The sequence below is a fragment of the Chryseobacterium flavum genome (assembly GCF_003385595.1).
GTDB classification, from domain to species: Bacteria; Bacteroidota; Bacteroidia; order Flavobacteriales; family Weeksellaceae; genus Chryseobacterium; species Chryseobacterium flavum.
The window spans coordinates 59,665-72,042 of sequence record NZ_QNUE01000016.1 but is presented as its reverse complement, the minus strand read 5'-3'; the positions used below and the strand labels follow the sequence as shown (position 1 = coordinate 72,042).

Annotated in this window: 7 protein-coding genes and 1 pseudogene; 3 read left to right on the top strand and 5 right to left on the bottom strand. The window is 37.7% G+C overall.

The annotated features are described in order from the left end of the window. Positions 1-459: 459 nt before the first annotated feature. Both DRF59_RS21235 and DRF59_RS17025 read left to right on the top strand, forming a co-directional pair. Positions 460-558 (top strand): annotated as a pseudogene (locus DRF59_RS21235) (helix-turn-helix domain-containing protein); the annotation flags it as partial. 48 nt (positions 559-606) lie between these two features. Continuing rightward, complete coding sequence (locus DRF59_RS17025) at positions 607-1,170, top strand: S24 family peptidase (RefSeq protein WP_317126577.1); 564 nt, start codon at positions 607-609, stop codon at positions 1,168-1,170. A gap of 68 nt (positions 1,171-1,238) precedes the next feature. Here the strand turns inward: DRF59_RS17025 and xth are convergent, their stop codons facing one another. After that, on the bottom strand, positions 1,239-2,030 hold the full coding sequence (gene xth, locus DRF59_RS17020) for an exodeoxyribonuclease III (protein WP_115962966.1): 792 nt from the start codon (positions 2,028-2,030) through the stop codon (positions 1,239-1,241). 194 nt (positions 2,031-2,224) lie between these two features. Here xth and DRF59_RS17010 point away from each other — a divergent pair, with 194 nt between their 5' ends. After that, the gene (locus DRF59_RS17010; protein ID WP_115962960.1) at positions 2,225-3,457 is read left to right on the top strand and encodes a YaiO family outer membrane beta-barrel protein; all 1,233 of its coding nucleotides are present in this window, start codon (positions 2,225-2,227) and stop codon (positions 3,455-3,457) included. On the opposite strand, the gene DRF59_RS17005 is transcribed toward DRF59_RS17010, so the two are convergent. From DRF59_RS17005 to DRF59_RS16990, 4 genes are read right to left on the bottom strand one after another with little or no spacing between them, the layout of a single operon-like run. Beyond that, positions 3,454-6,891, bottom strand: coding sequence for a sulfatase-like hydrolase/transferase (locus DRF59_RS17005; RefSeq protein WP_115962957.1), 3,438 nt, complete (start codon positions 6,889-6,891; stop codon positions 3,454-3,456). The genes DRF59_RS17010 and DRF59_RS17005 overlap by 4 nt on opposite strands. After that, positions 6,885-7,949: a HEAT repeat domain-containing protein gene (locus tag DRF59_RS17000; protein ID WP_115962954.1), complete on the bottom strand. Its 1,065-nt coding sequence runs from the start codon at positions 7,947-7,949 to the stop codon at positions 6,885-6,887. The genes DRF59_RS17005 and DRF59_RS17000 overlap by 7 nt, the downstream gene beginning before the upstream one ends. A 9-nt stretch (positions 7,950-7,958) precedes the next feature. Next, positions 7,959-8,315, bottom strand: a complete 357-nt coding sequence (locus DRF59_RS16995) for a response regulator transcription factor (RefSeq protein ID WP_115962951.1) — start codon at positions 8,313-8,315, stop codon at positions 7,959-7,961. Between the two features lie 15 nt (positions 8,316-8,330). Further along, positions 8,331-12,242 carry a response regulator gene (locus DRF59_RS16990; RefSeq protein ID WP_115962948.1) on the bottom strand — a complete coding sequence of 1,304 codons (3,912 nt, stop codon included), beginning with the start codon at positions 12,240-12,242 and terminating at the stop codon, positions 8,331-8,333. Between the last annotated feature and the right edge of the window lie 136 nt (positions 12,243-12,378).

The window sequence follows — 12,378 nt, the reverse complement described above, 5'->3', positions numbered from 1 at the left end:
ATTAATAACAAGTTGGTAATATTTTTAGGAAAAATTAATAAAATGTTTTTATAATTTAATATTTCGTTAATATAAATGTTATTTAATGAAAATATTATTCAACTTTGTATCTGTTTGATTTTCCAAATGTTAAAAAATATATTTCAAATTTGAAAATTTAGAGTTATTGATTTGAAAATAAAACATGTTTTTTTATATCTATTCTTCAAAATAAGGAAAATGTTTTTTTACTGGGGATATTTTCGCAGAATTTATGGCAGATCAGCAGTTTTTTATGCTGATTCCTGATACTAATCTGCTGTCCATCACTTTTTCTATAGTAAAATCCGTTCTGATCCTTGATAACGGATCCAAATTTTGTATTTTTGCCGTATACTTTTATTCATGTCAGTTTTTTCAAATAATATACGCTTTTTAAGAGCGAAGAGACAACTCTCCTAACAGAATGTAGCCGATGAATTATCTATTTCCCGTGTACGGTATTCCAAATATGAAAACGGAATATCAGAACCTCCCATCGAGCTTCTTATCAAAATATCCAAATACTTCCATGTAAGCATTGACCTCCTGTTATCTGTAGATATTGAGAAATATCCTATTGATGAAATGCTGAAACTTCCGGACAACAGAATTGTTCTTCCTGTTGCCGTTGATCATCACGGAAATGATACCATAGAAATCATACCCCAGAAAGCATCAATGGGATACCTGGAAGGATACAGTGATATAGAATATATTGAAAGCCTTCAGAGAATAGCACTGCCTTTCCTTACCAACGGAAAATACCGTGCATTTCCGGCAGACGGAGACTCTATGCCTCCATTCAGGGATGGCTCTTATATTGTAGGAAAATATGTAGAGGGAATCAGCGAACTGAAACCCGGAAAAACCTATGTCTTTGTTACTTTGAATGATGGGATTACCTATAAGCGGTTTAAAGAAAGAAAAGACAATGCCATTTGTGTAAGTGCTGACAATTCCTTTTATGAGCCTTATGATATACCATTTGAAGAAGTAGTGGAAATATGGCAGTACGCTTCCGGTATTTTTCCGGAAGATTTTGAACCGGGTGATTATGAAAGCTATAATTTTAAAGAAATGTTCCGCGAGCTGAGACAGGATATCAGAGAGCTGGACCGCAAGGTTTCCGGCCGGCGTCGTAAATCTTAATACAGAATTAGTAAAATACCCCTGACCAAAATGATACTGGCGAATTTCATAAACCCGCCGGTATTATTTTATTTACTATGGCCTGTATGAGCATCCAGTTGAATCCATACCGGAGCATGATCACTGCTTTTTTCCCAGCCACGGACATGCGAATCCACCCCGCCCGATGTTAAATACGGACTCAGGTACGGACTTAGCAGAATATGATCCAACCTTATCCCGGCATTCCGATCATAAGCTTTGTATAAATAATCCCAGAAGGTATATATTTTTTCTTCCGGATAAAGGCTCCGGATAGAATCAAGCCAACCTTTCTTTTGCAGCTCCTTGTATGCTTTTCGTACCTCAACCCGGTACAAGGCGTCATTTTCCCAACGCTCCGGCTTATAAACATCTATTGCTTCAGGAATAATATTGAAATCTCCAATAAGAACTGCCGGCAGTTCCATCTTGATAAGCTGCGATGCCCTTCTTTTAAAACGCCTGATCCATGAAAGTTTATAGTCAAATTTTGGTCCCGGATACGGGTTCCCATTAGGAAGGTATAAACAACAGACCACTATCTGATTGATGATGGCTTCTATATAACGGCTTTGAATATCTTCAGGATCACCTGGCAGAGACCGCTGAACTTCAGTAATTTCCATATCTCTTGCCAATATGGCAACCCCATTCCAGCTTTTCTGCCCGTTCCATACAGCCTGATACCCTGCCGCATTAATTTCGTTCAGGGGAAAACGCTCCTGCGGAGCTTTTAATTCCTGAAGACAAACAATATCCGGAGAAGCTTCTTTCAGCCATTTTAATAAAACAGGCAGCCGGCCATTCACCCCGTTAACATTATAAGTAGCTATTTTCATGATGAAGGTTTTTGGAAAATCAATTCTTTTTTAATTACGACAATAATTATTCCATCATAAATATCTCTTGGTTGGTATTTTGTGAAATAATAATCTAAAAAAATTAAGTTTTGATGAATAATCTCTGGGCTGTGAGGTAAAAGTTCAATATATTTGTGATACAAGATACAGCTCATTAATACTTAAATCCCTCGATGAAAAGATATACGACCTTTTTATTAGCATTACTTTTTCCTGTTACGATGTATGGACAGCAGAATCTCACTGCTGACGAATTGTTTGCTAAAGCCCGTACCACAGCCTTTGAACAAAAAGACTATACAACTTCTATAGCGCTGGCTAAAGAAGCATTGGAAAAAGCGCCGAATTATACAGATATTTCAGTTTTTCTTGGGAGATTATATACATGGAATAAAGATCTTCCCGCGGCGAGAGCTGTATTTGAAGACCTTGGAAAAAGAGGTGTTCAGGATGAAGATTATTTTCTGGCCTACGCCTCATTGGAATACTGGAATGATCAGAATATAAAGGCTATCGAAATTATTGATAAAGGACTTTCTTATCACCCAAAATCTGAAACACTTTTGCTGCTGAAGGCGAAAGTATATTTTGGGATGGATCATTATGAGGAAGCTGATCAGGCTGTAAAGACTCTTTTATCCATTAATCCTAAAAATACGGAAGCAAGAGCTCTTGCTGTGAGAATAAATGATCTTTCTTCTAAAAATGCGGTTGGAATTGTTTACAATTATTCCCATTTTGATAAGCAGTTTGATGACGACTGGCATATTGTGGGGGTAAGCTATAAGAGAGTAACTCCTATCGGTTCTGTGATTCTTCGCGGTAACTATGCGAATAAATTTGCACAGGGAGGAACGCAGATTGAGCTGGAAGCTTATCCAAGACTTTCGAAAATGTTTTATCTGTATGTTGGCGGAGGATATTCTGATGATGTCGGTCTTTTTCCGAAATACCGTACCGGAGTTTCCCTGAATGCTAATCTTCCTCACAGCTTCGAGGCAGAATTAGGTTACCGTCAATTGTATTTCAGCAACAGCATCTGGATGTATACTGCGGCTGTAGGAAAATATTATAAAAATTTCTGGTTCAACCTGCGTACTTATATTACGCCTGACAGCAAAAATATTTCACACTCTTATACGGCAACGGTACGATATTATACAAAAAGTGCCCAGGACTATTTTGCTTTTCAGATAGGAACAGGAATCAGCCCCGAAGAAAATCGTAATAACCTTCTGGAAAACGAGACTTTTAAGCTTAAAACGTTTAAAATAGGTGCTGAATATAATTTCTCTTACCGCACCAATCTGTTTTCAGTAGGTACCATGTATTATAATCAGGAATTCCGTCCGGGTGAGAAAGGAAATCAGTTTGATATTACTTTAGGTTACACCAGAAAGTTCTAAAACTTTGATTTCGCTTTTTTCTTAAAATTAACCATTACCGAATCAGGCATCAGTTTTTTAGTAGAATAAAACTTTGCATTCATACTTTTATACTGATTGAATCTGTCATTGATCTTACTCATGGCTGCCGTGTCATCAGAAGGATCTTCTTCCAGATTCTTAAGTGTGAAAAGCTGTCCGTCATGGATATAATACTTTTCAGATACGAAATCAATAAGCTGGTTTTTACTCTGCATCATTGGAATTCCTGCCTTGCTGATTTCAGCATCTGCAGAAAAGCCTCTTCCTACCCATGTTACGGTAGAAGGTGTTTTGATCTGATAATTATTTCTGTAATAAGCCAGAATAGAAGGCGCAATATCAAAATGGCTTACTGTTTTATAAAAACGTTTTGATTCCTTTAATAAGGGTGAATAGATCAATAATGGTACATGAAATCTGTCAATTTTAGACTGTAAAGTAATTTCAGGCATACTGTGATCTCCAGTAATGACAAAAATTGTATTGTTATAATCCGGGCGCTTGCTGTAATTTTTAAAGAACCCTTTAATTGCATCATCGGCGTTTAATACTGAAATGAGCTGATCTTTATGAGCAGTTGCCCACTTTTTCTGTTCCGAAGTTAAAATCCCGGAATTAAGCCTTTGATTGTACAACTTCTCATAATAATCTTTATTATTAATTAAAAAAGGATTATGGGTTGAAAGCGTAAGGATCATATTGAAATACGGCTGATTCTGTGGTTTTTGCTGCTCCTGCATTTTACCAAAAACGGCCTGGTCTTCATATCCCCAGCTCTCTCCGTTGCTGGCAGGAAGTTTATGGTACGGACTGCTGAATAATGCTTCATCTACAATGTGATCTACTCCACTGTATTCCAGAAACTCGCGGTACCGGTCAAATGATGTATGGCCTCCATAATAGAACCCTGTTTCAAATCCGTTCGCTTTAAGAATATTATAAAGATTGAAATTCTCCGGTGTTTTCTCTATTTCAAGGAACCCGTTTTTCCCGAAAGGAAGTGAACCTGTTAAAGATGGTAATGCTCCGAATGTTCTTCCTGCAGAACTTAAACAATTCTCCCAGTACAAGCTTTTATTAGAAAGAGAATCAAGGTAAGGAGTAAAATTACCGATATATCCTTTGGGTGATGTATACGCATGTCCGAAGCCTTCCATTATAAGGAAAACAAGATTGGGAACCTTTTCGGATCTGTTAAAATATGGTCCCAGGAAATCGGGTGTATTTTCTTTTCTCCAGAATGGAAAATTTTTATCAAGCATTTCCACATTGGCGGTATAGTCTTCATTTTCGCTTAGCAATTCAGTCAGCTCCGGGTGATCACTGATGAAATTATCTTCGTTGGATTTAAAGAAATAAGCCCATTTACTTTTTGCCGCATTCTGATTAAACTCACTTTCAGAGCTCAGAATTTTGGATCCTACGATATCGGAAGGAATAAAAAAGGCTGCTAATCCCAATACCATGATTATCAATCCCGGATACATTGTTTTTAAAGCGGTTTTACCGGCCATCCATAAAGGAATCAATGAGCCGGCTATTAAAATTCCCAGTAATGCAAAATTCTTGAAGTTGAGCATCCCGCTGGCCTGTAAGATTTGCTTTATTTCTTCTTTGCTGTAATATAAGACATCTGCCCCCAATACATTACGTGTTTCAGAAAAATACAGGAATAAAATATATTGGGTAACAGCTACAATGAGCAGGGTTACTATCCCCAGAATCCTTGCCCAGCCTTCTTTGATAAAATTGATGATCAGATAAACAAATCCGATGCAGAAGGTCAATCTAAGAGCAAATAAAATATTTTCTGTGAAAAGATGGCCAATGATAGCCGGAGTTTCAAATTTTGGGAAGATATACTTATACCACAATGATTCTGCAACTACGCCAACCCAAAATAAGGCAAAGAAAATCAATGCCAGCATTCCCCACTTTTTAAGTCCCACCTGAAGAATAGCATATATTCTTTCTTTCAGAGGTAAATTTTGTGTACTTTGATTAAAGCCTTGTCTGGTCATTTCACCCCATCCATGCGATTTTTTGAAATAATCTATAAACCCGTTTACCCCCGCTTTCACCACAATAGGATGGAAATAAAAAGGTTCGGAAAAGGCGGTGAAAATCAATCTGAGGAAATCTTTCCTTTTGGTATAAACCTGATGGCTTACAAGGTCTACCAATATGGCATAGATAGAATACAGGAAGCCCATCGAGATCACAAGAGCGAACAGAATTACAAAAAACGGCCAGTTGATAATTCCCAGCAATAAAAAAATGATAAAGATGATGTATCCTGAAAACTCGATAAGCGGCCCCAAAAATTCAAAGAAAAACCAATACGGGAGACTGATCATTCCTAATTTTCTGTATTTTGGATTGAACATCAGTCTCCTGTGTTTCCACAGGGTTTCCATCGTTCCGCGCATCCATCTGTTTCGTTGTTTTCTGAGAATATCTTTGGACTCGGGAACCTCTGTCCAGCATAAAGGATCCGGAATGGTAAGCACTTCATAAGGTTCGTTCCTTTCTTCCATGTATTTCCTCATTCTTACCACCAGCTCCATATCCTCTCCCACTGTACTTTTATCATAACCTCCGCATGCCAGCACAATTTTTCTGTCAAAAACGCCAAAAGCGCCGGAGATAAGAATCAGACCGGATGCACGGGACCACGCCATACGACCGAGTACGAAAGCCCGGATGTATTCCAGTGCCTGTGTTCTTCCCAGCAGAGTCTTCGGCATGTTGACACTTACTACTTTTCCGTTATCAATGACACAATTGTTGGCCAGACGAATCACTCCACCGCAGGCGATGAACTTTTTATCGGTCTGCTCCAGCATGGGTTTTGCCAGTTTTAAAATCGAATCCTGCTCCAGAATACAATCTACATCAATGCACACCAGATATTCCCCGGAAGAGATATTGACCCCCACGTTTAAAGCATCTGCTTTTCCACCGTTTTCCTTATCAACAACAATAAGCTTTTTAAAGGCAGGATTTTTACTTTTATAAACTCCTCTTACAGCATTGGTTTCGATTTTCCCCTGGATGAAATAAGCCACAGATTCCAGTTCATAAGCTTCGATCAGTTTTTGTATGGAATCATCCTTACTTCCGTCGTTTACAATAATAATTTCCAGATTATGATAGTAAAGGGACAGCAGGGAGCGTACATTTTCCACAATGGTCATGCCTTCGTTATAGGCCGGTGCAATAACACTGAATACCGGCGCATTGGGATTGGCCGCAATGATACTGTAATCTGTAAATGTATTTTCTTTTTTATAACGCAGTACAGCGCCCAGCGCATATATTCCTATCCACCCATAGATAAGGGTTACTGCTGTTCCGTAAATCAAAAACAGCCAGATAACAACTTCATAGATGATGTGCGAGAATTCTAACATACTTTTTCCTGTAATGCGTATTTAATGATTTGAATTAATTCTTCTGATGTTTCCCTGTTCAATACTTCTGTCAGATACTCCTGCTTTTCAAGTGCACATAAAGCTTCTGCGGCATACACTTTCACACCTGAATCAGTGCCGTTCAATAACTGGTCTTTCAGAAAATCCGTACTGCGCCGGTCTTTTGACTTTTTCATGACTTTAAGGATCTCTTTCTGAACTTCAACCGGCTGATGTGGATAGACTTCCATAAGATGGGTAATCGTAGAGGAGTTTTCCAGCGATAATAAAGTTTGTACCGCCTGTATCCGTACTTCAGAAGAAGAATGGTCCAGCAGATTAATAACAGAAAGATAAAGGGATAGTATCTGAAATTTCCTTAACAGTTTAAGGGTGAAAATAACTACGGAATCATTAGAGCTTTCCATCCAGCTTTTAATATGATCTCCTGAGTTGTCAGGAATCTGATTTATTGAAATAAGCAAACGAAGCTGCTGCCATTCTGATATGGTGGAGGTAATGCTGCTCAGGAAATGAAGTCCTTCAAATCCTTTAAAGTGGACCATTGCATATTGTGCTTCCTGATATACCTGAGCTGAAGGATGGCTTAAAAATGTAGATATTTTGGGTAATGCTTCTTCTACATTCATGGCGGTAAGTTCCTGTATTCCCCCTGCAATTAAGTGCACTTTTTTTTGACTGAGTTTCTTAAACGCTTCTTCCTGAAGCCCATATTCACGGAATAAGTCTTTCAGTTTGTTTTGTGCTGCTCCCGAAAATTTCTTTTCAGATTCTGCCAGCTTCTGTAGAAATAAATTTCTGAATAAGGAACTGCCAGATGCTGATGAGAAATTATCATCCGGAGATATTTCATCTTCACCATATACAATCACTTCTGAGATTCTCTTATTGATTACTTCTGACCAATTGTATGCCTGCATGGATTCTCTGTACTGATAAAAACTGTAGATAAGCACTGCAATAATCAGCAAGAGAACCAGGGACAGCATCCCCAGAAAAACAAGAAAAAGAAAATGTATAGAAGTGGTGAGAAACATGGTTATGGTTTATCTTGAAGAAAATCTTTTTATTCTTAATATCAATTCATTGGGACTGAATGGTTTTACAATAAAATCCGCTGCTCCGAGGTCAAAAGCATTCAGTACCACCTCTTCCTGCCCCATGCTGGAAAGCATGATCACCGGGGTCTGCTTGCCCATGGTTTTAATGGCGGAAAGTATTTCAATTCCGGAGGCAAACGGCATCATAATATCTGTGATGGCCAGGTCTACATCCTTTGTTTTGAGGGTTTCAATAGCGTCTTTTCCGTTACGGGTAAGAATCACTTCGTGTCCCTCTTTTAATAATTTGTGCTCAATCGTTTTTAGAATCAGTTCGTCGTCTTCGGCGATGAGAATCAGCATAATTTTATTTATTTTTTATTGTATTAAATTTTTAATGGCTTGTAATCCTGTTGTAATCTCCCGGATAATTTCTTTTTCCATGGAGATAAAATCCATGTCAGGTTCTGATTTCTTTTCCCAGTCCGCTGTACGTTCTGTGAGCCGTATCAATCCTGCCGTTCCTGCCGTTCCTTTAAGCTTATGAAGGATCATTTTCAGGGCTGTACTGTCTTTTTCGGCAGTGCTTTTTCTAATGTTTTCTTCAGCCTGAGCAAGTTCCTGTACTACAAGGTTCAAAAATATTTGTTTGAAATCGTCATCATCATCACCCATATGCTCATTCAAAAGCTTTATATCAAAGAATTTTTCTTTATCTGATGATTCTTCCGTGAGGATATTATTTTCATTAAAAATATATTTTTCCAGTATTCCCAGCAGATCTGCCTGTCTTAAAGGTTTAGGAAGGAAGTCGTTCATCCCTGCATCAAGGCACTTTTCTTTTTCTCCCAGTACATTTCCTGCAGTTACACCAATAATCGGAACACCGGCATACTCCGGAAGTAACCGGATTTGTTTCGTTGCTTCAATTCCGTCCATTACCGGCATCTGAACATCCATTAAAATAAGATCGAAATGCGTGTTTTCAGATAATTCCAGTGCCTGCAATCCATCTGTAGCTTCTGTCAGTTTAGCATCAGGAATCAGGGATTTCATCATTTTATGGTTAAGTACCATGTTTACCGGATTATCATCAACAAGTAAAACCTGAAGGTCTGACTTCCAGAGCAGAGACAGTGTCGGGGGTTGTTCCTTATTTTCAGAAATATCCTTTTCCGTACTCTTTATGGCGCGTCTTAATGTTTTATATAACTCATCAGATTTGATAGGCTTTAACAGGAAATAAGAATTTTCATCCTGACGGAAAGAATTGATCACTTCATGTTCTTCTGAGGAAGTATGAAGAATAATCAGAGGTGATATCTCATTTTGCTGGTGGAATAACTCTTTAATTTTTTCTATCGTCTCCAATCCTGAGATTACCGGCATATGATAGTCCATAAGAATAACATCAAAACGTTCTCCTTCCAAAAGAATCTGGAGGGCTTCCATACCATTGGCTGCCTGCCTGGTCTTGATCCTCTTATAGGTAAGCATATGCTCGAGGATAATTCTATTGGTTTCATTATCATCCACAATCAACACTTTATTAATTTTCAGTTCCTCATCTTCACTTTGAGAGGATTCTTCATAAGGAACTTCAATATCAAAATAAAAGACCGATCCTTTTTGCTGTTCACTGATTAAAAGGAGGTTACTGCCCATGTACTTCAGAATATTGTTTGAAATAGTAAGACCCAGCCCTGTTCCTCCGTAACGTTTACTGATGGAGCTGTTTTCCTGAGTGAAAGCATCGAAAATATGCTGTTGCTTTTCCTCAGGTATTCCTATACCTGTATCTCTTACTGAAAAACGCAGTGTAATATTTTTATTATCTATATCAATCTTTTCAACTTTCAGTTCTATTTCTCCCTGCTCTGTAAACTTCACTGCATTTCCCAAAAGGTTTATCAGGATTTGTTTTAATCTTGATTCATCCAGCCAGATTGTTCTGGGAAGTCCCTGCTCAATATTTAACAGAAGCTCAATATTTTTCTTCTGAGATTGATACAAAATGACATTGATTACCTGACTTACAATATCGTAAACATTAGACTTTTCAATGATAAGATCCATTTTTCCGGATTCTATTTTAGAGAAGTCAAGGATGTCATTAATAATGCTTAGCAAATTTTCCCCGGATTCATTAATATAGTTAAGGTATTGTGCCTGTATTTCATTTAGCGGGGTTTTAAGTAAGAGATCAGAAAATCCAATAACCCCGTTCAGAGGTGTCCTGATCTCGTGGCTCATATTGGCTAAAAACTCGGACTTGGCTTTACTGGCTATATCTGCCATTTTTTTAGCTTTTTTAAGCTCTTCATTAGTCCTGACTGAGTTTGTGATATTCTGTGCAGATATAATAATACCACCTATGATATCATCTGAAAGATACCATGGCGTGACTTCAAGATTATAGTGCTGTACTTCCTGTTTTCCAGCAACTTCAATAGCCATATCTTCATTTTTATAAGCTGTCCCTTCCAGAGCATTCTTATAAATTGTCATTCTTTCATTGGGAACATCTGGTGAAATGGTAAGCATATTCTGCCCGATCAGCTCAATATTATTCATCTGAAATTCATTCTTCCAGCTGCTGCTTACCGAAAGATAATTAAGATCTTTATCAAACATAGCTACAGCAGTAGGAACGTAAGTGACAAATGACTGAAGCATGGCTTCCTTTTTTGCCAGTTCAAGATAGATATTTTTAAAGGCGTCAATGTCCTGTATAATTCCAAAAACTTTGATACATACCCCATTCTCAAACTCCGGTATCCCTTTCACTCTTACCCAGATCATTACCCCGTCATTCCGGACAAGCTGTAATTCTTCATCATATGGAACTCCTTCCTTTATAGCTCTTTCAAACAGAACCTCAAGTTTTTTTCTACTCTCCTCCTCATAAAAACCTAATGCATTTTCAAAATCAGGTTGAAATGCTTTATCAATTTTGTGGATCTCCCTGGTAGATTGTGACCAAAAAACCGTATTATTTTTGAGATTCACCTCCCAGCCTCCTACCTGTGCAACTGCACTTGTCTGTTCCAGCATTTTCTTGGTGTGGACAAGATCCTTTTCCAGTGTCATTCTCTCTGTAACATTTAATGCTGTACTAACCACATAAGGTTGACCTTCCCTGTTAATTTCTACAAGATTATGATACATCCAGATTACTTCCTCTCCATCTTTTGTTTTAAGGATCATTGTCCCGAAATCTTCCTTATTATGGTTGATCCTCTGCAGATATTGCTCCAGAAGGGGCCAGTTTTTTTGCGGAACAAGATCTTTTAAATTTAATCCGTTGACTTCTTCTGCAGAAAAACGTAATGATTCCCGTCCTTTTTCATTGACCGCAATGATATTTCCCTCCATATCATGCATACTCATAAGTCCTATTGCATTTTCAAAAAAACTCCGGAATCTGCGTTCGGAACTTTCAAGCTTTAATTTTTCTTCAATACTTTGGGTTATATTGATTCCGAAACAGAAAAGTTCAGAACGATTCTTATTCTGTTTTAAATACCATTCTATAATGATTGTATGGTTTCCATTTACAGTCGTAGAAGTTGTAAATGTTATTTCATCATCCGTATCCGATAATTCTTTTGTAAGAGACTGCAGCTGAATATTATGCTCTCCCAAAAGATTCAGGAAACTTTTGTCAATAGCCTGTTCTTTATTTAAATGAAAAATTTTTTCAAATGCAGGATTAACGTCCTTGAGCATAAAATCATTATCCAGAACACAAATCAGGTTATTTGAAATACTAAAAGTTTGCTGGAAATATTCAGCCTGAATATTCTTTTTTTTACCCATCAGAAGTTTGGTAACAGCACCTCCTATCTTTTTTAATGTGGAAATCTGCGTTTCTGACAATGTTTTAGGTTCATAATCAATGACACATAGTGTTCCCAGCGTAAAACCCTCATCATCCAGAAGCGGCACTCCAGCATAAAAACGGATCCCGCCTGCTAAAATCAGCGGATTATCATAAGATCTTTCATCTGACAATGTATCATTAATTACTACAACCTCTCCCCTGGCCACAGAATACTGACATAGAGTACTTTTCCGGTCTACAAAATCTAAGGAAATTCCCACACAGCTCTGAATGGTCTGGGTTTCACTTTCCATCATGGCAATGAGGGCAGCAGGACAGTTCGTAATCAGACATGCAGTCTCTGCAAAAACATCTAACTGAGGATCTTTTCCTAAATTTAAAAGGTCAAAAAACTCCAGTTTCCTGATTCTTTCCTCTTCATTAGCGGGAATCGGATATTTCTTCATATATTATTTCAACGGTTAGAGATTTACATAAATTGAAATTTAAAAATGAATTTCAATACTTTATGTTAATATTTTGCTTTTTTTACAGCAGCATTCGTTATTATTTTAACACGTAATCCAAATTACAAAATAAATT

Excerpts from the sequence above, each read along its gene's own strand:
- DRF59_RS17010 (WP_115962960.1), top strand. The coding sequence starts at position 2,225 with ATGAAAAGATATACGACCTTTTTATTAGCATTACTTTTTCCTGTTACG.
- DRF59_RS17025 (WP_317126577.1), top strand. The coding sequence starts at position 607 with ATGCTGAAACTTCCGGACAACAGAATTGTTCTTCCTGTTGCCGTTGAT.
- DRF59_RS16990 (WP_115962948.1), bottom strand. The coding sequence starts at position 12,242 with ATGAAGAAATATCCGATTCCCGCTAATGAAGAGGAAAGAATCAGGAAA.
- DRF59_RS17000 (WP_115962954.1), bottom strand. The coding sequence starts at position 7,949 with ATGTTTCTCACCACTTCTATACATTTTCTTTTTCTTGTTTTTCTGGGG.
- xth (WP_115962966.1), bottom strand. The coding sequence starts at position 2,030 with ATGAAAATAGCTACTTATAATGTTAACGGGGTGAATGGCCGGCTGCCT.
- DRF59_RS17005 (WP_115962957.1), bottom strand. The coding sequence starts at position 6,891 with ATGTTAGAATTCTCGCACATCATCTATGAAGTTGTTATCTGGCTGTTT.
- DRF59_RS16995 (WP_115962951.1), bottom strand. The coding sequence starts at position 8,315 with ATGCTGATTCTCATCGCCGAAGACGACGAACTGATTCTAAAAACGATT.